Origin of the sequence: Streptomyces araujoniae, from assembly GCF_050871195.1 — a bacterium.
GTDB classification, from domain to species: Bacteria; Actinomycetota; Actinomycetes; order Streptomycetales; family Streptomycetaceae; genus Streptomyces; species Streptomyces bacillaris.
Genome location: NZ_CP194070.1, coordinates 6,727,062 through 6,747,279, shown reverse-complemented (window position 1 = coordinate 6,747,279; position 20,218 = coordinate 6,727,062). Strand labels below are relative to the sequence as shown.

The following is a 20,218-nucleotide window of genomic DNA, read 5'->3' as shown; positions in this document are numbered from 1 at the left end:
GTCCCGGCGGCCGTCGCCGCCCCCGCCGTCCGGCACCCCCGCTATCCGACGCCCCCACCGGATCGGCCGTCAGGGGGGCCAGGAGCGGCTTACGGGCGCCCGTGCAGCCGGGATGAGCGGCAGGGGGTCGCAGAAGGTCCCCCGGGCGTTCCTGGCCTCGGTGACGCCGTGCGGATCGCCGCCCCCGTCGCGGGCTACGGGCGGGGGCGGCCTCACCCGCGCTGGCCGGATCTCGACCCCCGAGGCCATGCGGTCGGCGGCTCATACCACGGACCGCCCCCTCCGTACCAGAGGTGGACCCCTCCCGGTGGCTGAGAAGTTCCGGCAGCGAACTGAGTACGGGGGTCTCGTCAATCCGGCGCGCCGGGCTTCTAGAATCACCTCGCATCCGACGCCCCGACGACTCGGGCGGGACGCGGAGCCGGGGGACGACGGGGGTCCGATGATGACGAAGCACAGGTTCGGCGCGGGGCGTGCGGTGGCGGTCGCGGCGGCGGGTTTCCTGCTCGCGGGCTGCGGGAGCGCGGGGTCGAAGGCCGGGGAGGAGCCCAAGCCGTCCGCCTCGGCGGGGCAGGCCGGGGAGTCCGCGGAGCCCTCCGGGTCGCCGGACCCGAAGGAGCCGGCGGAGTCCGGGGAGCCGGGGGCGCTGCCCAGCGCGTACGACTTCACGCCGAGCCCGGACCGGGTGCCCAAGACGGCGGCCGACGCCCGCAGGCTGACGCGTAACGCCATCCTCGGGGAGCCGGACTGGACGGCGGGCATGGTGCGGGGGACGCCGTACGAGACCGCCGGGACCTGGACCGTGCTGGCCGATTCCTGTGTCTGGAGCCGGAGCGCCCTGCCCGACGGGGTGCTGGACTCCTTCACCCGGCGGCTCGACGTCCCGGCCCAGGACGGCAAGGGGCGGGTGCGGGGCTCGGTGACGGTGACGGTGCACAAGAGCGTCGAGGCGGCCGACCGGGAGATCAAGGACACCGTCCAGGAGAGCTTCCGCTGCCCGTCCCAGGAGCTGGGCGGCGGGCAGCGGCTGAGCGGGCTGATGTCGCTCCAGTTCGACCAGAAGGACGTGCGCAACGCGGACGCCTCCCTCTTCGAGGCCGGGAAGTTCACCGGCCCCGGATCGGACGGCACCCAGGACTACGTCTGGTCCAAGTCCCGGATCGGTCCGGTCACCACGGCCGTCTCGGTCAAGGGGGCCAAGGGGTACGAGACCACCGACCTGCTGCGGATCGCCGCCGAGGGCGGGGCCAAGGTGCTCTACCGGGTCGAGCTGGAACTCACCTAGGCCCAGGGCGAATCCGGGCGTACGACACGATCACGACGCAGGGACGTAACCGCTGATGGAACCGCTCCGCTCCACCGATCCGGCGCGGATCGCCGGGTACCGCATCCTCGGCCGGCTCGGCGCCGGGGGCATGGGCGTGGTCCTGCTGGGCCGGTCGCCCGGTGGCGCGCTGGTGGCCATCAAGCTGATCCGGGCCGAGTACGCGGACGACGCCGGGTTCCGCACCCGGTTCCGGCGCGAGGTGGCGATCGCCCGGCAGGTGCGCAACCGGTGGGCGGTGCCGGTGGTCGACGCCGACACCGAGGCGCCCGCACCGTGGCTGGCCACCGAGTTCGTGCCGGGGCCGCCGCTGAGCGAGGCGGTGGGGAGCGGGGGGCCGCTGCCCGAGCGCAGTGTGCGGGCGCTCGGCTCGATGCTGGCGGAGGCGCTGGAGGCCGTCCACGGGGCGGGACTGGTCCACCGGGACGTGAAACCCGGGAACGTGCTGCTGGGGCTCGACGGCCCCCGGCTGATCGACTTCGGGATCGCCCGGGCCCTGGACGACACGGTCCTCACGGCGACGGACGCGATCGTCGGCTCCCCCGGTTTCCTCTCCCCGGAGCAGGCGCAGGGGCGGCGGATCGGCCCGCCGAGCGACGTCTTCTCGCTGGGCTGTGTGCTGGTGTACGCGGCGACCGGGGGGCGGCCGTTCGGCAGCGGCCCGGTGGAGGCGATGCTCTTCCGTACGGTGCACGACCCGGCGGAGCTGGGCGCGCTGCCGCCGGGGCTGCGGCCGGTGGTGGAGGCGTGCCTGTCGAAGGATCCGGAGGGGCGGCCGACCTCCGGGGACATCCGGCGGACCTTCGCGGAGGACGCCTCGGGGGGCAGCTGGCTGCCGGGGCCGGTGACCCATCTGATCGCGGAGCGCTCGGCCCGGATGCTGGCGCTGCCCGACATCGAGGCGACCAGCCTGGACGCGGGCTCCACGGGAGGGACGGCTCTCCCGCCGCATCCCGGGGCCACGCCGCGGTCCGGATTCCCGGCCCCTGCCGGTGCCACTCCGGCGATCGGCGGCGGGGGCCGGGACACCACCGCCGTCCCCCGCTCCCCCGGCCGCCGGAAGTTCCTCGCGTACGTCACCGGGGGCGCGGTCCTCGCGGCGGCGGGCGGCACCACCGCGTGGCTGGCCACGGCGTTCGGCGACACGAAGGACCCGGGCGGGGACGGCAAGGAGCGCGGCGGGACGAACACCGCCCGGCCCGAGCTGCGCATCGGGCTCCAGGCCGACCTCAGCGGTCCGTCCGCGGGGACCGGCAAGGGCCAGGAGCGGGCGGCCCTCCTGGCGGTCGAGGAGCACAACGCCCGCGAGGACGCGCCGTTCTCGCTGCGCCTGGTGGTGGCCGACGACGGCGGTGACGAGGAGAAGGCGAAGGCGGCGGTACGGCGGTTCGCGGAGGACCCGCTGGTGGTCGCGGCCATCGGGGCGACCGGTGCGGACGCGGCGCGCGAGGCGCTGGTCGCCTACGACGAGGTGGCGCTGCCGCTGCTGAGCGTGGTCGACGGGGACACCCGGAACCTGAACCGGATCTTCCTCTCCGCCCGGCCGCGCAACGACATGCAGATGCTGCCGGTGGCGCAGTACCTGGGGGCGAAGGGCCTCAACACCGTGGCGCTGGTGGACGACGGGACCGAGTACGGCCGCCAGACCACCCGGTTCCTGGACGCGGGGCTGCGCGGCAACGGCCGTACGGTCTTCGCTGAGACCGTACGGGAGGGCACCGCCGATCTGGACGCGGAGGCGGGGCGGATCGTCGCGAAGAAGCCGGACGCCGTGGTGTACGGGGGCGGGTGGCGGGATGCGGCCCGGTTCGCGCGAGCACTGACGAAGGCCGGCTTCCGGGGGGCGAGGATCGGCACCCAGGCCGTGCACGATCCCCGGTTCCCGGCCGAGGCGGGCGAGGACGCGGCGGGGTGGCTGGTGGTGTCGACGGCCGCCGACCCCGCCTCCGTACCCTCGGTGAAGGCCTTCGCGGCGGCCTACCGCAAGCGGTTCGACGGTGCGCCGCCGCTGCTGGCCGCCGAGGCGTACGACGCGGTCGGGCTGATCGCGGCGTGCGCGGAGGGGACGGGCCGGACGTCGCTGACCCGGCAGGACATGCTGCCGGTGCTGCGCACGACCCGGTACAAGGGCGTGTCCAAGAGCTACGCGTTCGAGCCCGCCAACGGGATGTACGCGGGGACCGGGGTCTTCATCTACCGCGTGGAGCGGGGGACGTTCCGGTACGCCGGGATGGACGGCCGGGAGGTCTGAGGCCGGGCAGGGGCCACGGGGCCGGTCCGCCGTCGTCGGCGGGACCGGTCCCCGTGCTCACGTCGCTTCAGCCTGCCCGCGTCACTTCAGCGTGTACGCCTTCGCCGCCGGGGAGACCGACGCCGGGCTGATGACCTTCAGCCCGCCGGGTGCCGTGGCATCGGGCTTCATGATGACGCTCTCCCGGGTGGAGGGCGCCTCGGGGTCGGAGAAGTCGTGGGTGACCCCGAACTCGGTGCCGTACCCCTTGATCGTCAGGAGCGCCCTGCCGATGCCCTCACGGGTGAGGTCCTTCTCGTCGCAGGCCTTGTCGAGCGCCTCACCGAAGACGGAGGCGGCCGTCCACCCCGCGACGACCCCGTTGTCGAGGACGTCGTTCGGGTACTTCGAGGCGTACTCCTTCGCCAGCAGGGACGGCCCGTCGCCCGGGTCGCCGATGGGCAGGGTGGAGGAGGCGATGTAGTAGTCCTTCAGCAGGGCCGGGCCCGCCTGGGTCTTCAACAGCTGCGGCGCGTAGGCGGAGTTGTTGCCGACGACGGGGACAGCGAAGCCGGTGGCCGCGGCGACGCCGACGAGCGAGGCCGCCTGGCGCGGGCCGGCGCTGACGACGACGGCCTTCACCCCGGCCTGCTTGAGGGCGGCGACCTGGGCCGTCATGTCGTTGTCGGTCGGCTTGATCTTCTGCTCGACGATGGTCAACCCGGCTTCCTTCGCCGCGTACTTGGAGCCGGCGAGCGCGTTCTCGCCGTAGTCGCCCTCGAAGTAGACGTGCCCGATCCGGTCGCCCTGGGCGATCCGCTTCTCCTTGAGCAGATGGTCGATCAGGTTGATGGTCTCGACGTCGTACGTGGCGCCGATGACGCGGATGTACGGGGAGCCCACCAGGTTGGCCGACCAGGCCTGCGGCAGCACGAGCCCCTTGTCCTTGCCGTCGATCCGCTGCTCGACGGCGGCGACGAACGGGGAGCCGATGAACTGGGCGAAGCCGAGCACCTTCGGCTCCAGCTCGGTGTAGCCGGCGATCGCCTTCTGCGGGTCGTAGCCGTGGTCCCGTACGGTCAGCTCGATCTTCCGGTCGCAGATGCCGCCCTTGGCGTTGATCTGCTCCGCCCAGAGCTGCTGGGCCTGGGTGACGCTCTTGCCGAGCGAGGCGTACACCCCGGTCATGTCGGTGAGGACACCCAGCGAGATCGTGGAGGAGGTGACCCCGGGGCCGGTCTTGATCCCGGCCTCGTCCTGCCCGTCCCCCTTCCCTCCGGTCGCCTTGCCGCTGCACCCGACGAGGGTGACGGTGAGGGCCGCGACCACGGCCGTGAGCGCTCTGAGTTTCATTTCTTCTCCCCTGATTTCTTCGGACGCGTGGTGCGGCGCGGGCGCCCGGCGCCGGGGCGCGGGCGGGCGAGGCCGAGGCGGGCGAGGCCGCCGGGCAGGAACAGGACCACCGCGACCACCGCGGCGCCGTACAGATAGCGGGACGCCTCACCGGGTGCCAGACCGCCCGTGCCGGGGGCGGAGACCAGCGGGAGGGAGTCGCTGTAGTGGGTGAGCACCTGCGGGAGCAGCGAGACGAAGGCGGCGCCGATCACGGCTCCCGCGACGCTGCCGAGCCCGCCGATGACGATCATGGCGAGGTATTCGAGGGACAGGATCATGCCGAAGTACTCGGGCACGGTCCGCTGGAAGACCAGGGCGAGCAGGACGCCCGCGAGACCGGCGTACATGGAGGAGAGGACGAAGACCCCGGCCCGGTAGCGGGCCACCGGCACGCCCATGACCCCTGCCGCGATCCGGTGGTCGCGGATGGCGTTCATCGCCCGGCCGGGCCTGCCCCGCAGCACGCCCCGGGCGAACAGGGCGCTGAGCAGCAGTGCGGCGAGCCCCAGGTACCAGAGCTTCTCCGACGCCCCGAACGGGACGGCTGCGACGAGGAGTTCGGTGTCGTCGAAGGTGAACCCGAAGAGGGAGAGCGGCGGTACCGCCCGTCCGTTGTAACCCCCGGTCAGGGAGCCCGCGTTGAACAGGACGTGCTGCCCGATGAAGATCAGCGCGAGGGTGGCGATACCGAGGTAGGCCCCGCGCAGCCGTCCGGCGATCGGGCTGAACACCCCTCCGGCGAGGCCCGCGAGGAGCACCGCGAGGACGGCGGCCAGCCAGGTGGGCAGTCCGAGTCCGGTCAGGGTGTGGCCGTTCTCGGTACCGGACTCCCCCGCCAGGACGCAGTAGCCGTACGCGCCGACCGCGAGGAAGAAGGCGTGTCCCATGGAGAGTTGGCCGGTGGCTCCGGTGAGCATGTTGAGCCCGATGGCGCCGATCGCCGCCGCCATCGCGAACAGCCCGGCCTGGAGCCAGAAGCGGTCCAGGTAGAAGGGGAGGACGAGGAGCAGCAGGGAGCCGGCGAGGACGGCGTACGTACGCGGTCGGCGCAGCCGTTCGGTGAGGCCCGGCGCGCCGGCCGGGGCGGGCGCGGACGGAGTCGCTGTTCCGGGGGCGGGGACGGCGGCGGTGTCAGACACGGGCCAGCTCCTTCGTGCCGAAGAGTCCGGCCGGCCGGATCAGCAGGACCGCGACCATCACCAGATAGGGCGCCAGGTCCCCGATTCCCCGGCCGAGGAAGGAGAGGTCGCTCTGGTAGCCGGTGGCGAGCGCCTCGGTGACGCCGACGATGAGCCCGCCGGCCAGCGCCCCGGTCGTGGAGTCGAGGCCGCCGAGGATCGCGGCCGGGAACGCCTTGAGCGCGGCGAGCGAGGTGGCCCGTTCCAGTCCGGGCGTCGGGAAGACGGTGAGGAAGAGGGCGGCGACGGCGGCCAGCGCCCCGGCGACGGCCCAGGCGGCGAGGGAGACCCTGCCGAGCCTGATGCCCATGAGAGCGGCGGTCTGCGGGTTCTCGGCGGCGGCCCGCATGGACACACCCCAGGAGGTGTAGCGGAAGGCCAGCAGGAACACGGTGATGAGGAGCCCGGCCGCCAGGAACGCGGCGATCCTGGTCTGGGCGAGGGTGATCCCGCCGATGTGGACCACCTCGTCGCCCCACGGATCACCGAGCGCGAGGACGTCCGTGCCCATGCGGCGGGTGAGTTCGGTGATGAGGAGGATGTCGACGCCGATGGTGACGATGGCCAGGACGCTGTGGTCGCTGCCCCGGTAGCGGCGCATCACGAAGAACTCGATGGCCGCACCGACGGTCGCGGCCCCGGCGATCCCGACGAGCAGCGCGGGCCAGAACCCGATGTCGTCGTGGAGCACGGCGGTGACGTAGCCGCCCGCCAGCAGCAGTGAGGCGTGGGCGAAGTTGACGACCTCGGTGGCCTTGAAGATGACGACGAAGCCGAGGGCGATCAGCGCGTAGACCGAACCGATCGACAGGCCGCCGAGGAGGAGTTCGACGAACGTGGTCATGCGGGTGCTCCCAAGTAGGCCTGGACGACGGCCGGATCGTTCTGGACCTCGGCGGGCGTGCCGCCCGCGATCCTGCGTCCGAAGTCGAGTACGGTCACCGCGTCCGCGAGCTTCATCACCACCCCCATGTCGTGCTCGACCATGACGATGGAGATGCCGAGGCTGTCGCGTACGTCGGCGACGACGGCCGCGGTACGGCGGCGCTCGTCGGCGGTCATGCCCGCGATCGGCTCGTCCAGGAGCAGGACCTTCGGCTCCATGCACAAGGCGCGGCCCAGCTCGACGAGCTTCTGCTGTCCGTACGGGAGCGAGCCCGCCGGACGCTCCAACGCCTCTTCCAGGCCGATGAACCGGGCGATCTCCCGGACCCGTTCGCGGTGGCGCCGCTCTTCGCGGGCGGCGGAGGGGAGCCGCAGTCCGGTGGCGAGGAACCCGGAGCGGGTGAGCCGGTGGCGGCCCAGGAGCAGGCTCTCGGCGACGGTGGCGTGGGGCGGGAGCGCCAGGTTCTGGAAGGTGCGGGCGACCCCGAGGGCGGCGATGGCGTGCGGCGCGAGCCCGGTCAGCTCGGTGGCACCGAGGCGGACGGTGCCCGCGGCGGCCCGGTAGACGCCGGAGAGGACGTTGAAGCAGGTGGACTTGCCCGCGCCGTTGGGGCCGATGACGGCGTGGACGCTGCCGGGTTCGACGGTGAAGGAGACCGCGTCGAGGGCGGTGAGCCCGGCGAAGCGGACGGTCACGTCGGTGACGGTGAGCGGGGCCGGGGCGCTGTCCGCGGGGGCGGGGGCCGGTGCCTTCCTCACGCGGACCACCTGCTCAGGGTGCGCCGACGGTGGGTGGCCGCCTCGGCGTCGGCCGCGGCCTCCTCGTCGACCACGCCGAGATAGCGCCGGCGGACCTCGTCGGAGGCGGCCAGTTCGGCGGCGGGCCCGTGCAGGGCGACCTCCCCGACGTCGAGGACGTACGCCGTCGAGGCCAGGCGCAGTGCGATGGCCGCGTTCTGCTCGACGAGCATGACGGAGGTGCCGCCCGCGTTGATCTCCTGCACGGTCTCCGCGATCCGGGCCGCCATCAACGGGGCCAGGCCGAGCGAGGGTTCGTCCAGCAGGAGCAGCCGGGGCCCGGCCATCAGGGCGCGCCCCATGGCCAGCATCTGCTGCTCGCCGCCGGAGAGGAGTCCGGCCCGCTGGTGGGCGCGGTCGGCCAGCACCGGGAAGAGCTCGTGCACCCGGGCCAGGGCGGCCCGCGTCTGCGTGCGTCCGCCGCGCGCCCCGAGTGCGCCCGCGCGCAGGTTGTCGGCCACCGTCATCCGGGCGAAGACCTGCCGGCCCTCCGGGACCTGGACCACTCCGGCGGCCACCACCTGGGCGGGCCGCAGCCCCTCCAGGGGACGGCCGTCGAACCGGACGGTGCCGGTGCCGGTGCCCCGGTGGAAGCCGAGGGTCCGCGACACGGCCCGCAGCAGCGTGGTCTTGCCCGCGCCGTTGCCGCCCAGTACGGCGGTGATCGCGCCGTCCGGCACATCGACGGAGATGTCGCGCAGGGCCCGGACGGGTCCGTATCCCACGGACAGTCCGCGGATCTCCAGCGTCGCCATGCGTCCTCCTCCTTCCGCCTTCTCGTGTCGTGCTCATCTGTGGGGGTGTGGCTTCGTGTGGTGCCACAGACCAGCACCGGCGGGGGCGCGCGTCCACGGCCCGGGGCGGACTCGATGCGGGTGACCAGCGATCGGAGGGCCTCGTTGTGCACGCGCACAGAGCCGGTGCGGGACGGGCTCCCGCCCCGTACGGCCGGTGGCATCCTCGTCGGTCACCGGGAGACCGGCCCCGGTGGCCGCCGCCGCGGCGGTGTCCCGTCGGCCGCCCCGGTGGCGGGCAGGCGGTGCCGGTCGCCGGTCCGGCGGACGGAGGCGGGGATGCGGAGGGAGACGGGGGCCGGGGACGCGCACGCCGGGAGCGCCGACCGGTCATGCTCCGGGAGCCCAGGGGCCGGGGGCTCGGGCCCCGGGGGCCCGGGGGCCGGAGGCACGGGGGCCGGAGGCACGGGGGCCGGAGGCACGGGGGCCGGAGGCACGGGGGCCGGAGGCCTGGACGCGTGGGAGGCCTCGGCGCCGGGCGGCGTGGCGCCGGGCGGCGTGGCACCGGGGGGCGTGGCGCCGGGCGAGCGGTGGCAGGCGGTCCTGGTGGCGGGGGCGCCGGAGCTCTCCGCGCGGCTGCTCGCGGACGTGTTCGGCCCGCTGCTGGCCCTGGCCCCGGCGGAACGGGCGCTGCTGGTGGGGACGTTGGACGCGTGGCTGGAGTGCGGGGGTTCGGTGGGGCGCGCGGCGGTGCGGCTGCGGTGTCACCGGAACACGGTGTTCAACCGGCTGCGCCGCCTGGAACGGCTGACCTCACGGTCGTTGTCGCACCCGTGCGAGTTGGTGGAGACGGTGCTGGCGCTGGAGGCGCTGCGGTGGGCGGCGGGGCGAGGGTGAGCCGTCGGGGTGCTGCCTCGGGTGCCCTCCGGCCGCCCCCCTACCGACGGCGGGTGGGAGGGCACGGAGGGACGGGCCGGACGGCACGGAAGGCGGGTGGGAGGGCACGGAGTACGGGCTGGCACGGAGTGCAGGCCGAAGGACACGGAGTACGGGCCGGACGGCACGGAAGGCCGGACAGCACGGAAGGCCGGACGGCACGGAAAAGGCCGGCCGTACGTCCCCGTACGGCCGGCCCGATCGATCCGTCCGCCGCCGTCAGCTCAGGAAGTCCCGGGCGATCGACTCGGCCGCGCGTTCCAGCAGGGGGCCGGCCTGCGCCATCGAGACGGCCGGGTCCGGTTCCAGGTCGGCCAGGGCGTAGGCGCGGGCGATACCCGCCCGCCCCAGGGCCTCGGGCTCCAGGGCGAGGCGGCCGCAGACCGCGACGACCTCGATGCCGGCCTCCCGGGCGGCCGCCGCGACGCCCGCCGGGGCCTTGCCGTGGAGGGTCTGCTCGTCGAGCGAGCCCTCGCCGGTGACGACGAGGGTGGCGCGGGCGAGCGCGGGGGCGAAGCCCAGCACGTCGAGCATGACCTCGATGCCGGGGCGGAAGCGGGCGCCGAGGGCGACGAGCGCCCCGTAGCCGATGCCGCCGGCCGCGCCGGCGCCCGGCAGGGCGGCCTTCTCCGGCCCCAGGACCGAGGCGTAGTGCGCCAGGGCCGCGTCGAGGACCGCGATGTCCTCCTCGCTCGCGCCCTTCTGCCGCCCGTAGACCTCGGGCGCGCCCTTGGGCCCGGTCAGCGGGTTGTCCACATCGCTGGCCAGGATCAGGTCGACGTCCTTCAGGCGCGGGTCGAGCCCGGAGAGGTCGGCCTCGGCCAGCGCGGCCAGTCCCCCGCCGCCGGGACCGACGGGCTTGCCGTCCGCGTCGAGGAAGCGGGCCCCGAGCGCGGTGAGCATGCCCGCGCCGCCGTCCGTGGTGGCGCTGCCGCCGACCCCGAACACGATGGTCGTCGCCCCGGCGTCCAGCGCGGCCGCGAGCAGTTCGCCCGAGCCGTACGTGGTGGCCGTGAGCGGGGCGAACACCCCGTCGGGCAGGTGCTGGAGGCCCGAGGCCTCGGCCATCTCCACCACGGCGGTGGAGCCGCGCAGCGCGTACGCCGCCGTCACCGGGTCCCCGACGGGCCCGGTCACCCGAGCCTCCCGGCGCTCGAACCCGGCGGCCACCGCCGCCGCGACCGTGCCGTCGCCGCCGTCCGCGACCGGGAGGGTCTCCACCTCCAGGCCGGGGACGACGCGCCGCAGCCCGGCCGTCACCCGCTCCGCGACCTGTACGGCCGTGAGCGAGCCCTTGAACTTGTCCGCCGCGACGAGCACGCGGGCGGTCTCCACATCTGCTCCGTCCGTCACCTTGCATCCCTTGCTTTCGAACAGGCAGTCGCGCCGCCCCGACCCTATCCGCACACCCCCTGATCTGCCATGGGCGTCCACAACCGCCCCCGTCCGCTCCCGGCCCGCCACTACGCTGGCGGCCGTGACCACCACTGATGCCGCCGCCTACGCCACGTACATCGCCGGGCTCCCCCGGGTCCTCGCCGGGGCCGCCTGCCTCTTCCGGGACGCGGAGGGCCGGGCGCTGCTCGTCGAGCCGAACTACCGCGAGGGCTGGGCGCTGCCCGGCGGAACGATCGAGTCCGAGACGGGCGAGGGCCCCCGGGAGGCCGCCCGCCGCGAGACGGTGGAGGAGATCGGGCTCGACATCGCGCCGGGCCGGCTGCTCGCCGTGGACTGGGTGCGCGGCCCGGGACGGCCGCCGATCGTGGCGTACGTGTACGACGGCGGGGTGCTCGCACCGGAGCAGTTCGCGGCGATCCGGCTCCAGGAGGCGGAGCTGCTCTCCTGGAAACTGGTGGCCCCGGCCGAGCTGGACACCTATCTGCTGGGCTCGCTCGGGCAGCGGGTCCGGGCGGCGCTGGAGGTGCTGGCGTCCGGCGGCGGGACGGTGGAGCTGGAGGACGGCCGGCCGGTCGCTTAGTCCGCGCGGTGCCGGGAGGCCCGGGCGTCAGCCCTGCTGGGCCTCGGGCTTGATCTCCACGTCGCGTGCCGACTCCTCGCGCTCGGCGACCCGCGCCTCGGTGCGGTGGCCGCGCGCGATGTAGTCGCGCACCACCGACTCCACGGCGTCCTGCGGGTTTCCGACGCCCGCGAGCACCATGACTTCGACGACGAGTTCGGCGTCCAGACTGACGCTCACCTTGGCCATGGCCGGACCCTACACCGGCGAAACCCGCTCGTGGGAGGCGTCTGCGCTCCGTACGCTCGCCCCATGACCCTTGTCGCGATCCTCACCGGTGCCGGCATCTCCACGGACTCCGGCATCCCCGACTACCGGGGGCCGAACGGGGTGTGGCGGAAGGACCCGGAGGCGGAGAAGCTCGTCACGTACGACTTCTACATGGCTGATCCGGAGATCCGCCGCCGCTCCTGGCTGCTGCGCCGCTCCATCCACGCCGCCGCCCCCGAGCCGAACGCGGCCCACCGGGCGGTGGTGGAGCTGGAGCGGTCCGGCACCCCGGTCCGGGTGATCACGCAGAACGTCGACGGGCTCCACCAGTCGGCCGGGCTGCCCGACCGCAAGGTCCTCGAACTCCACGGCACCGCGCGCCAGGTGGTCTGTACGGGCTGCCACGCCCGGTCCTCGATGGCGGAGGCCCTGGAGCGGGTGGACGCGGGCGAGCCGGATCCGGCGTGCGCGGTCTGCGGCGGGATCCTGAAGGCGGCGACGGTGATGTTCGGTGAGCGGCTGGACCCGCGGGTGCTGGCCGACGCGATGACGATCGCCAAGGCGTGCGAGGTCTTCGTGGCGGTCGGCTCGACGCTCCAGGTGCAGCCCGCCGCCTCGCTCGCCGGGATCGCGGCCGAGCACGGGGCGCGGCTGATCGTCGTGAACGCGGAGCCGACCCCGTACGACGCGCTCGCCGAGGAGGTCGTCCGGGAGCCGATCGGGACCGCCCTGCCGAGGCTGCTGCGCGCGCTGAACGGTGCCCGGGCCTGAGGTCCCGCCGCGCTACGGCGTCTCCAGCCCCGCCCGGACCCGGCGCGAGGGCTGGAAGACGTACAGGTCGAGGATGTCGGGGGCGTCCGCGATCCCGGGGCCGCCGGCCGACGCCCAGGTGATCACGTCCTGCTCGGCGTGCTCGTCGTTGACCAGGCCGAGCCAGACCGGGCGGCCGCCCGCGCGGCGGCCCTCGGCGGAGGGCTGGACGACGATCACGTTGCCCTGTTCGCAGGCGTCCAGGCACTCCACGGCCCGCACGGTGGCGCTGCCCTCCAGGCCGGAGCGGAGGCGGGCGAGCTGGGCGGCGTGGTCGACGCCCGGGATCTTCTCCGTGCCGCAGCAACAGCCCCGGCAGACGCTCACGGTGGGCCGGGCGGAGCCCTGGGCGGGCACGTCCTTGCGGGGGCGGCGGCTCATGCGCGTACTTCCGGTCGGCGGGGCGGTGGACGGCCGGGGCGCCAGCAGGCCCCGTCAGGACCATCGACGCTGGTCAGCGTGGTCACCGCGACTCTACCCAGCCCCCGCCGGTTCGAACATCCGCCCCCTCCCCCGCCCGACGGGCCCGCCCGGCAGGGTCCGACCGGTGAGGTAGTCTTGGCGGCTGCGAAGGGGAGTAGCCCCGCAAACCGGTCGTCGACACACTGGAGCCCTCGGGTTCCCGGTGGCCGGGCTCGTGAGACCTTGACAGGGTTTCTCACGGGTGGGCGAGACCTTCGGTCCTGTATGACACGTCCACGTCCCCCGTGGGCGCTCCCGTCATGCCGGGCCGAGTGGTCCTCCGAGAAGCCCGTCCGGCACTTCGCGAAGACCCGGGGCCCGGCTCGCACAGAAAGCCACCCGGAATGCACCTCGACCCCCTGGCGATCATCACCGCCTTCGGGCTGATCTTCCTCGCGGAGCTGCCCGACAAGACGATGTTCGCGTCGCTGGCCATGGGCACGCGGATGCGCCCGCTCTACGTGTGGTTCGGCACGTCGTCCGCGTTCATCGTGCATGTCGCCATCGCCGTCGGCGCGGGCAGCCTGATCGGGCTGCTGCCCGACTGGACCGTCAAGCTCGTCTCGGCCTCCCTCTTCGCCTTCGGCGCGTTCATCCTGCTGCGCGGCAGCGCCGGGGACGACGACGACGAGACCGAGGTGAAGACCGTGACCGGCTTCTGGCCGGTCTACTCGACCGCGTTCATGGCCGTCTTCATCAGCGAGTGGGGCGACCTGACCCAGATCACCACCGCCAACCTGGCCGCCTCCAACGGCACCTGGTCCACCGCGATCGGTTCGGCCGCCGCCCTGATGTCCGTCTCCGCGCTGGCGCTGCTCGCGGGCAAGTTCATCGCCAGCCGCGTACCGCTGAAGACCGTGCAGCGCATCGGCGGGATCTGCATGCTCGGACTCGCGATCTGGACGGCCGTGGAGATCTTCACCGGCTGAGAGGGGCGCTCGCGAGCGGAGGAGGGGCGTACCGGGCCGGTGCGCCCCTCCTCGCGTCCGGAGTTCAGAACAGCGCCCGCACCCCGTCGTCCGGTACGCCCCCGCTCTCGAACGCCAGCAGTCGCTGCTTGCGGTCCAGGCCGCCGCCGTAGCCGGTGAGGCTGCCGGAGGCTCCGATCACCCGGTGGCACGGGACGATGATGGAGACCGGGTTCTTGCCGTTGGCCAGGCCGACCGCCCGGGAGGCGCCCGGCTTGCCGAGTCCGTCGGCCAGTTCGCCGTACGTACGCGTCTCGCCGTACGGGATCTTCAGCAGCTCCGCCCAGACGCTCCGCTGGAACGGGGTGCCGTGCAGGGCGAGCGGCACGTCGAAGGTGGTGAGGTCGCCCGCGAAGTACGCCGTCAACTGGCGGATGACCTCGGGGAAGGGTTCCGGGTCGGGGACGCCGAAGCTCTCCTCGGGTGGGCGGTGGCGCTGGTCGGTCATGTAGAGGGCCGAGAGGACGCCGTCGGTGGCGACGAGCGTCAGCGGGCCGTAGGGGCTGTCGAGGACCGTGTGCTGCTTGGCAGACATGGGGACTTCCTCCGTCAGGCGGGCAGGTGGTTGATGGGGTGGTCGTCCACGGTCCAGAGGTACTGGACGGCGTACGCGCGCCAGGGGCGCCAGTCGGCGGCCCGGGCGGTGAAGGCGGCGGGGGTGGCCGGGAGGCCGAGGTGTTCGGCGGCCCGGCGGATGCCGAGGTCGGTGGGGAGGAAGGCGTCGGGGTCGCCCAGGGCCCGCATGGCGATCGTCTCGACCGTCCAGGGGCCGAAGCCGGGGAGCTCGGAGAGTTCGGCGCGGGCCCGGGCCCAGTCGGTGTCGTGGTCCAGGCGGAGCGTTCCGTCGGCCAGGGCGGCGACCAGGGTGGTGAGCGTGGTGCGGCGGGTCCGGGGCAGGGCCAGCTTCTCCGGGTCCAGCCCGGCCAGTGCCCCGGGGGACGGGAAGAGGTGGGTGAGCCCGCCCTCGGGGTCGTCGATCTCCACCCCGTGGGCGGTGACCAGCCGGGCCGCGTGGGTGCGGGCGGCGGCGGTGGAGACCTGCTGGCCGAGCACCGCGCGTACGGCGAACTCGGCGCCGTCCACCGTACGCGGCACCCGGCGGCCGGGGCCGGCGTCGACCAGCCCGGCCAGCAGCGGGTCGGTGCGCAGCCGGTCGTCGACGGCGACCGGGTCCGCGTCCAGGTCGAGGAGCCAGCGGCACCGGCTGATCGCCTGCGTGAGGTCGCGGGGGTCGGTGAGGGAGAGCCGGGCCGCGATGTGACCGGGCCGAGGGGTGAGGGCGACGGTGCCGTGGCCGTACGGGAGGGTGAGCGTGCGGCGGTAGGCGCCGTCCCGCCACTCCTCGACACCGGGGACGGCGGTCGCGGCGAGGTGGCCGAAGAGGTTGCTGGGGTTGAGCGGGGTGCGGTACGGGAGGCGGAGCGCGATCACGCCGGGGGTGGCGGGGGCCAGGGGGGCGCGGGCGGCCCGGGTGCGGAGTTCGCCGGGGGTGAGGGCGAAGACCTCGCGGACGGTCTCGTTGAAGGTGCGCACGGAGGAGAATCCGGCGGCGAACGCCACCTCGGCCAGGGGCAGGGCGGTGGTCTCGATGAGCAGCCGGGCGGTCTGGGCCCGTTGGGCGCGGGCCAGGGCCAGCGGACCGGCGCCGAGTTCGGCCAGGAGCTGGCGTTCGATCTGGCGGGCCGAGTAGCCGAGCCGGGCGGCCAGGCCGGTCACGCCCTCGCGGTCGACCACACCGTCCTGGATGAGCCGCATCGCGCGGGCCACCGAGTCGGCGCGGGCGTTCCACTCGGGGGATCCGGGGCTGGTGTCGGGGCGGCACCGCTTGCAGGCCCGGAAGCCGGCCTGCTGGCAGGCGGCGGCGCTCGGGTAGAAGCTCATGTTGCGGGCCTTGGGCGGCACGACGGGGCAGCTGGGGCGGCAGTAGATCCGGGTGGTGAGGACCGCGGTGAAGAACCAGCCGTCGAAGCGGGCGTCCTTGGACTGGACGGCCCGCACGCAAGCCTCGGTGTCGGTGTGCATGGTTCCAGCATGGGCCACCGGTCAGGGGCCTGGCTGGCGGAAATCCGACATGGGTGTCGAGGCACCGCCACCATCGAGGTCCCGGAGCCCTCGGGGCCCGCAGCCGTCGAAGTCCCGGGGCCCGGGGCACTCGGGGTCCTGGACTCAGCCGCGCATCGCGAGGACTTCCTCGAACTCCACGTACGCGTGCGCGTCGAAGAGCACGAACCGCACCTCCTCCACCGGCGCCACCGTCTCCGCGAGCACCGTGCGCACCGCGATCCGCGCGCCGTCGTCCATCGGCCAGCCGTAGATACCCGTCGAGATCGCCGGGAACGCCACACTCCTGGCCCCCAACTCGGCTGCCAGAGCCAGCGATTCGCGATAACAGGAGGCGAGCAGCGCGGAGCGGTCCTGGGCGCCGGAGAAGACCGGGCCGACCGTGTGGATCACCCAGCGGGCGGCCAGCCGGCCTGCGGTGGTGACGACGGCCCGGCCCGTGGCGAGGCCCTTGCCGTACTGCGAGGCGCGCAACTCCCGGCAGGCCGCGAGGATCTCGGGGCCCCCGCGCCGGTGGATGGCGCCGTCGACCCCGCCACCGCCGAGGAGCGAGGAGTTGGCGGCGTTGACGATGACGTCGACGGACTGGTCGGTGATGTCCCCGCGGACCAGCCGGACCGCGGGGGTGACGGAGGTGCTCATGCGGACATCATGCCGCGCCCCGGACCCCCGCGCCGCCCGGTCCGGGCGGACCGGCCCGCGCGGGCGCCACCACGGCGGCCATCGGCGTGGGCACCGTACGGGGCAACCATCTGGGCGGGGCGGCACAGCGACGCCGGTCCCCGGCATCGCGCGGGTCGTCGGCCGCGCGCCCGGTGATCGGGGCGGCGGCGGGCCGTGCGGCACGGGTGATCCGGCGGGGGCGGCGGCCCCGCACGGCCCGGGGGTTCAGGACGTGGTGCGCAGGTGTCGCCATACGGCCTTGGCGGCGTGGTGGCCGGACATGCCGTGCACACCGGGGCCGGGCGGGGTGGCCGAGGAGCAGAGGAAGACCGCCGGGTGGGCGGTGGCGTAAGGGACGCGGGCGAGCTTGGGGCGGATCAGGGTCTGGAGGCCGGAGAAGGCCCCGCACGCGATGTCGCCGCCGACGTAATTGGCGTTGCGCTCGGCCAGTTGGGGCGGCCCGGAGACGGCGCGGGCGAGCACCAGGTCGCGGAAGCCGGGCGCGAAGCGCTCCAGTTGGCGCTCGATGACGTCGGTGGCGTCGCCCTCCCACCCGGCCGGGACGTGCCCGTACACCCAGAAGACCTGACGCCCCTCGGGGGCCCGGGAGGGATCGGTGAGGCTCGGCTGGGCGGTGATGAGGAAGGGGACGGAGGGGTCGCGGCCCTCGACGGCGGCCTTCAGCGCGGTGTCGATGGTGCGGGCGTCCGGGCCGATGTGGACGGTGCCGGCGCGGCGGGCCTCCTCGGCGGTCCAGGGGACGGGACCGGAGAGCGCGTAGTCGATCTTGAAGGCGGAGGCGCCGTAGCGGTAGTGGCTGTAGGCGGAGCCGAGTCCGGCGATGCGGGCGAGGGCGGAGGGCGAGGTGTCGAAGACGTAGGCGCGGGCGGGCGGGAGTTCGTCGAGCCGCTTGACCTCGCTGCCGGTGCGGATGGTGCCGCCCTGTTCGCGGAGGTAGGAGGCGAGGGCGTCCGCGATGGCCTGGGAGCCGCCGCGCGGAACGGGCCAGCCGTTCTCGTGGGCGGCGAGCGCGAAGACGAGGGCGATGGCCGAGGTGGCGAAGCCGCTGGTGGGCGCTATGGCGTGGGCGGCGAGCCCGGCGAAGAGACCGCGGGCCTTCTCGCCGCGGAAGCGCCGGGCGACCCAGGTGGCGGGCTGGACGCCGAGCAGCCCGAAGCGGCCCAGCCGGTACGGGTCCTGGGGCAGACCGAGCCAGGGCGCGCGCAGGAAGTCGGCGGCCAGGGTGTCCCAGCGGCCGAGGAACGGGGCGAGGAGGCGGCGGTAGGCCCCGGCGTCGGCCGGCCCGAGCGTCATGGCGCTCTCGCCGACGGACCGGGTGAGGGCGGCGGCGGTGCCGTCGGGGAAGGGGTGGGCGAGGTCGATCTCGGGGTGCAGCCACTCCAGCCCGTGCCGGGCCAGGGGCATGGCCCGGAAGGCCGGCGAGCCGATGCCGAGCGGGTGCACGGCGGAGCAGGGGTCGTGCCGGAACCCCGGCAGCGTCAACTCCTCGGTGCGGGCCCCGCCGCCGATGGTGTCGTGGGCCTCGTGGACCTCCACGGAGAAGCCCCTGCGGGCCAGTTCGGCCGCGGCGGTCAGCCCGTTGGGCCCGGCCCCCACGACGACCGCGTCGAGCATCGGCACCTTGGGACTCCTTCGTCGGCCTGCGGGCGGAGCCCCAGGATATTCGGGCGCACCGACAGCGGGTACGTCCGGGTGCCCGACGTTTCCCCGGGACCGCCCCGTCGACGGTCCGGGCCACCCGGACCAGGACCCCTCGGGTGCGGGCCCGCCTCCGGATTCGGACGGGTGCGGACGGTCCGGGTGCGGACGGTACGCGCCCGCCCGGGTGCGGACGGTCCGAGTGTGCACGGGTACGAGCCCCGCCCAGGTGAGGACGGCCCGGCTGCGGACGGTACGAGCCCGCCCGGGCGAGGACGGCCCGGCTGCGGACGGGTGCGGCCTCGCGCGCGCACGCCGCCCCGTCAGCCGCCCGCGCGCAGGGCGGCCAGGACGCGCTGGACGGTGGACTCGTCGCGGCCCGCCGTGAACGGCAGGTCGTTGCCGCCCGCGATCCGGAACGGGGCGCCGGACAGGGTCGACTGGGCGCCGCCCGCCTCGGTGACCAGGAGCAGTCCGGCCGCGTGGTCCCAGGCGTACTCCCAGTTGAAGGCGGTGGCGTCCAGGGTGCCACGGGCGACCGCGAGGTATTCGAGCCCGGCCGAGCCGCAGGGGCGGGCCGCGATGCCGTCGGTGCGCAGGCCGAGCAGGGCCCGCTTCTGCTCGTCGGTGGTGTAGTCGGGGTGCGACATCGCCACGGTCAGTACGGCGCCGGGGGCGGGTGCGCCGGAGCGTATCGGCGTGCCGTTCAGGGTGGCGCCCCGGCCGCGCACGGCGACGGCCATCTCGTCCAGCACCGGTGCGTAGGTCCAGGAGGCGTGGACCTCGCCGTGGTGGGCGAGGGCGACCAGGGTGCAGAAGCCGGCCTCGCCCCGGACGAACTGGCGGGTGCCGTCGACCGGGTCGACGATCCAGACGGGGGCGTCGCCGCCGAGGGCGTCGTAGAGCCCGGGGTCGGCGTGGACGGACTCCTCGCCGACGACGACCGAGCCGGGCAGCAGCTTGGTCAGGGCGACGGTGAGGTGTTCCTCGGCGAGCCGGTCCGCGGCGGTGACCAGGTCGTGCGGGCCGCTCTTCTCGATGATCTCGTGGGCGGCGAGCTTCCGGTGGCGAGGCAGGATCTCGGCCGCCGCGGCGGCGCGCACGGCCGCCTCGACCTCGGCCGTCGGTCCGGTGTGCCCGGCGGTCCCGTACAGGAAGTCATCGATCATGGCTCCAGCTAAGCACGCACCCCGGGCGCCCCGGGCCCCGGGGTGAACCGGACATCTCCGGCGCACGGTCGGATGCCCGACAGAGCCCGCAAAATACGGCCAGAAACAAATGCCGCGCCAATTCCCTCCGCATATTCCTGAGGCCGGTGAAATCCACAGCGTGACAAGTGGAGGACCTCCGGTTAGTGTGGGCCTGGATTCGGGGCTGTAGCTCACGCATTGACACGCCCCGTACGGCCCGACCGGCCGTCACGCTGGAACGCGCAACCGGGGGGGAACTGTGCCGCAGCCAGTTGACCCCCCGTGGTTACCACGCCCCGGCAGGACCGGCCCAGCCGTCCGGACTTCCCCACCGCACCGCCACGATCCGGGCCGGTACCGACCGCCCTGCGGTCGCGCGTCCGGCCCGGGCCCACTGTTCCCACGGATGTCACAGAGTCTTAACGTGCGCACCGATACCTCGCATCAGAGGGCCGCGACAGTGGAACCGACCACGGAACGGAAGCGTCCTGAACAAGGAATCCCATTCCCACAGGGATTACCGCAGGGTTTATCCGTGCGGCAGTAATGCCTGCCGCACGGAATATGCATGACGCATGAATATACGGCGGCGACCGGACAGTAATGCCGTCACGCGTCGAAAGGTGTGCGACTCCGCATTTCCGTCCTCCCGGCCCCACACCGGGAGTGGAACTCGCCCGGCGGGGAAGGCGCGCCCC

19 protein-coding genes are annotated in these 20,218 nt (G+C 74.2%); 6 read left to right on the top strand and 13 right to left on the bottom strand.

The genetic code is table 11. The annotated features are described in order from the left end of the window. Positions 1 to 442: 442 nt before the first annotated feature. Positions 443 to 1,285, top strand: a complete 843-nt coding sequence (locus ACQ9ZG_RS28780; RefSeq protein WP_028418573.1) for a hypothetical protein — start codon at positions 443 to 445, stop codon at positions 1,283 to 1,285. A 55-nt stretch (positions 1,286 to 1,340) separates the two neighbouring features. After that, on the top strand, positions 1,341 to 3,575 hold the full coding sequence (locus ACQ9ZG_RS28775; protein WP_499281365.1) for a bifunctional serine/threonine-protein kinase/ABC transporter substrate-binding protein: 2,235 nt from the start codon (positions 1,341 to 1,343) through the stop codon (positions 3,573 to 3,575). Positions 3,576 to 3,656: 81 nt separating this feature from the next. On the opposite strand, the gene ACQ9ZG_RS28770 is transcribed toward ACQ9ZG_RS28775, so the two are convergent. From ACQ9ZG_RS28770 to ACQ9ZG_RS28750, 5 genes are read right to left on the bottom strand one after another with little or no spacing between them, the layout of a single operon-like run. Further along, positions 3,657 to 4,907 (bottom strand): ABC transporter substrate-binding protein, encoded by a 1,251-nt coding sequence (locus ACQ9ZG_RS28770; RefSeq protein WP_028418571.1) that lies wholly within the window; start codon positions 4,905 to 4,907, stop codon positions 3,657 to 3,659. Further along, positions 4,904 to 6,088, bottom strand: coding sequence for a branched-chain amino acid ABC transporter permease (locus ACQ9ZG_RS28765; protein WP_499281364.1), 1,185 nt, complete (start codon positions 6,086 to 6,088; stop codon positions 4,904 to 4,906). The genes ACQ9ZG_RS28770 and ACQ9ZG_RS28765 overlap by 4 nt, the downstream gene beginning before the upstream one ends. Further along, positions 6,081 to 6,971 carry a branched-chain amino acid ABC transporter permease gene (locus tag ACQ9ZG_RS28760; protein WP_028418569.1) on the bottom strand — a complete coding sequence of 297 codons (891 nt, stop codon included), beginning with the start codon at positions 6,969 to 6,971 and terminating at the stop codon, positions 6,081 to 6,083. The genes ACQ9ZG_RS28765 and ACQ9ZG_RS28760 overlap by 8 nt, the downstream gene beginning before the upstream one ends. Continuing rightward, positions 6,968 to 7,780, bottom strand: a complete 813-nt coding sequence (locus ACQ9ZG_RS28755; RefSeq protein ID WP_050451540.1) for an ABC transporter ATP-binding protein — start codon at positions 7,778 to 7,780, stop codon at positions 6,968 to 6,970. The genes ACQ9ZG_RS28760 and ACQ9ZG_RS28755 overlap by 4 nt, the downstream gene beginning before the upstream one ends. Continuing rightward, the gene (locus ACQ9ZG_RS28750) at positions 7,768 to 8,565 is read right to left on the bottom strand and encodes an ABC transporter ATP-binding protein (protein WP_109917456.1); all 798 of its coding nucleotides are present in this window, start codon (positions 8,563 to 8,565) and stop codon (positions 7,768 to 7,770) included. The genes ACQ9ZG_RS28755 and ACQ9ZG_RS28750 overlap by 13 nt, the downstream gene beginning before the upstream one ends. A 537-nt stretch (positions 8,566 to 9,102) precedes the next feature. Here ACQ9ZG_RS28750 and ACQ9ZG_RS28745 point away from each other — a divergent pair. Next, positions 9,103 to 9,441 (top strand): helix-turn-helix domain-containing protein, encoded by a 339-nt coding sequence (locus ACQ9ZG_RS28745; RefSeq protein WP_499281363.1) that lies wholly within the window; start codon positions 9,103 to 9,105, stop codon positions 9,439 to 9,441. A 258-nt stretch (positions 9,442 to 9,699) separates the two neighbouring features. On the opposite strand, the gene ACQ9ZG_RS28740 is transcribed toward ACQ9ZG_RS28745, so the two are convergent. Then, on the bottom strand, positions 9,700 to 10,815 hold the full coding sequence (locus tag ACQ9ZG_RS28740; RefSeq protein WP_099218080.1) for a glycerate kinase: 1,116 nt from the start codon (positions 10,813 to 10,815) through the stop codon (positions 9,700 to 9,702). Positions 10,816 to 10,957: 142 nt separating this feature from the next. Between ACQ9ZG_RS28740 and ACQ9ZG_RS28735 the strand changes: the two genes are divergently transcribed. Continuing rightward, positions 10,958 to 11,458: an NUDIX domain-containing protein gene (locus tag ACQ9ZG_RS28735; RefSeq protein ID WP_109915978.1), complete on the top strand. Its 501-nt coding sequence runs from the start codon at positions 10,958 to 10,960 to the stop codon at positions 11,456 to 11,458. 27 nt (positions 11,459 to 11,485) lie between these two features. On the opposite strand, the gene ACQ9ZG_RS28730 is transcribed toward ACQ9ZG_RS28735, so the two are convergent. Further along, entirely contained in the window at positions 11,486 to 11,686 is a 201-nt protein-coding gene (locus tag ACQ9ZG_RS28730; protein WP_028418564.1) for a hypothetical protein, read from the bottom strand. A gap of 63 nt (positions 11,687 to 11,749) precedes the next feature. Here ACQ9ZG_RS28730 and ACQ9ZG_RS28725 point away from each other — a divergent pair, with 63 nt between their 5' ends. Beyond that, positions 11,750 to 12,478 (top strand): SIR2 family NAD-dependent protein deacylase, encoded by a 729-nt coding sequence (locus ACQ9ZG_RS28725; protein ID WP_109915979.1) that lies wholly within the window; start codon positions 11,750 to 11,752, stop codon positions 12,476 to 12,478. A gap of 12 nt (positions 12,479 to 12,490) precedes the next feature. Here ACQ9ZG_RS28725 and ACQ9ZG_RS28720 read toward each other — a convergent pair whose 3' ends face one another. Then, positions 12,491 to 12,898, bottom strand: a complete 408-nt coding sequence (locus tag ACQ9ZG_RS28720; protein WP_109915980.1) for a (2Fe-2S) ferredoxin domain-containing protein — start codon at positions 12,896 to 12,898, stop codon at positions 12,491 to 12,493. 425 nt (positions 12,899 to 13,323) lie between these two features. Here ACQ9ZG_RS28720 and ACQ9ZG_RS28715 point away from each other — a divergent pair, with 425 nt between their 5' ends. Further along, positions 13,324 to 13,908, top strand: coding sequence for a TMEM165/GDT1 family protein (locus tag ACQ9ZG_RS28715; protein WP_028418561.1), 585 nt, complete (start codon positions 13,324 to 13,326; stop codon positions 13,906 to 13,908). A gap of 64 nt (positions 13,909 to 13,972) precedes the next feature. Here ACQ9ZG_RS28715 and ACQ9ZG_RS28710 read toward each other — a convergent pair whose 3' ends face one another. From ACQ9ZG_RS28710 to ACQ9ZG_RS28690, 5 genes are all read right to left on the bottom strand, one after another. Continuing rightward, positions 13,973 to 14,482, bottom strand: a complete 510-nt coding sequence (locus ACQ9ZG_RS28710) for a methylated-DNA--[protein]-cysteine S-methyltransferase (RefSeq protein ID WP_099218075.1) — start codon at positions 14,480 to 14,482, stop codon at positions 13,973 to 13,975. A 14-nt stretch (positions 14,483 to 14,496) separates the two neighbouring features. Continuing rightward, positions 14,497 to 15,969 (bottom strand): AlkA N-terminal domain-containing protein, encoded by a 1,473-nt coding sequence (locus ACQ9ZG_RS28705; RefSeq protein ID WP_109915981.1) that lies wholly within the window; start codon positions 15,967 to 15,969, stop codon positions 14,497 to 14,499. Between the two features lie 144 nt (positions 15,970 to 16,113). Beyond that, positions 16,114 to 16,650, bottom strand: a complete 537-nt coding sequence (locus tag ACQ9ZG_RS28700) for an O-acetyl-ADP-ribose deacetylase (protein WP_109915982.1) — start codon at positions 16,648 to 16,650, stop codon at positions 16,114 to 16,116. 246 nt (positions 16,651 to 16,896) lie between these two features. Beyond that, complete coding sequence (locus tag ACQ9ZG_RS28695; RefSeq protein WP_375138251.1) at positions 16,897 to 18,306, bottom strand: phytoene desaturase family protein; 1,410 nt, start codon at positions 18,304 to 18,306, stop codon at positions 16,897 to 16,899. 347 nt (positions 18,307 to 18,653) lie between these two features. Next, positions 18,654 to 19,499 (bottom strand): inositol monophosphatase family protein, encoded by an 846-nt coding sequence (locus ACQ9ZG_RS28690; RefSeq protein ID WP_028418556.1) that lies wholly within the window; start codon positions 19,497 to 19,499, stop codon positions 18,654 to 18,656. Positions 19,500 to 20,218: the final 719 nt, after the last annotated feature.

Bases quoted from the DNA above. Each gene is read 5' to 3' on its own strand.
- ACQ9ZG_RS28715 (WP_028418561.1), top strand. From the start codon at position 13,324: ATGCACCTCGACCCCCTGGCGATCATCACCGCCTTCGGGCTGATCTTC.
- ACQ9ZG_RS28730 (WP_028418564.1), bottom strand. From the start codon at position 11,686: ATGGCCAAGGTGAGCGTCAGTCTGGACGCCGAACTCGTCGTCGAAGTC.
- ACQ9ZG_RS28700 (WP_109915982.1), bottom strand. From the start codon at position 16,650: ATGAGCACCTCCGTCACCCCCGCGGTCCGGCTGGTCCGCGGGGACATC.
- ACQ9ZG_RS28705 (WP_109915981.1), bottom strand. From the start codon at position 15,969: ATGCACACCGACACCGAGGCTTGCGTGCGGGCCGTCCAGTCCAAGGAC.
- ACQ9ZG_RS28710 (WP_099218075.1), bottom strand. From the start codon at position 14,482: ATGTCTGCCAAGCAGCACACGGTCCTCGACAGCCCCTACGGCCCGCTG.
- ACQ9ZG_RS28750 (WP_109917456.1), bottom strand. From the start codon at position 8,565: ATGGCGACGCTGGAGATCCGCGGACTGTCCGTGGGATACGGACCCGTC.
- ACQ9ZG_RS28695 (WP_375138251.1), bottom strand. From the start codon at position 18,306: ATGCTCGACGCGGTCGTCGTGGGGGCCGGGCCCAACGGGCTGACCGCC.
- ACQ9ZG_RS28760 (WP_028418569.1), bottom strand. From the start codon at position 6,971: ATGACCACGTTCGTCGAACTCCTCCTCGGCGGCCTGTCGATCGGTTCG.
- ACQ9ZG_RS28725 (WP_109915979.1), top strand. From the start codon at position 11,750: ATGACCCTTGTCGCGATCCTCACCGGTGCCGGCATCTCCACGGACTCC.
- ACQ9ZG_RS28775 (WP_499281365.1), top strand. From the start codon at position 1,341: ATGGAACCGCTCCGCTCCACCGATCCGGCGCGGATCGCCGGGTACCGC.
- ACQ9ZG_RS28690 (WP_028418556.1), bottom strand. From the start codon at position 19,499: ATGATCGATGACTTCCTGTACGGGACCGCCGGGCACACCGGACCGACG.
- ACQ9ZG_RS28770 (WP_028418571.1), bottom strand. From the start codon at position 4,907: ATGAAACTCAGAGCGCTCACGGCCGTGGTCGCGGCCCTCACCGTCACC.
- ACQ9ZG_RS28720 (WP_109915980.1), bottom strand. From the start codon at position 12,898: ATGAGCCGCCGCCCCCGCAAGGACGTGCCCGCCCAGGGCTCCGCCCGG.
- ACQ9ZG_RS28780 (WP_028418573.1), top strand. From the start codon at position 443: ATGATGACGAAGCACAGGTTCGGCGCGGGGCGTGCGGTGGCGGTCGCG.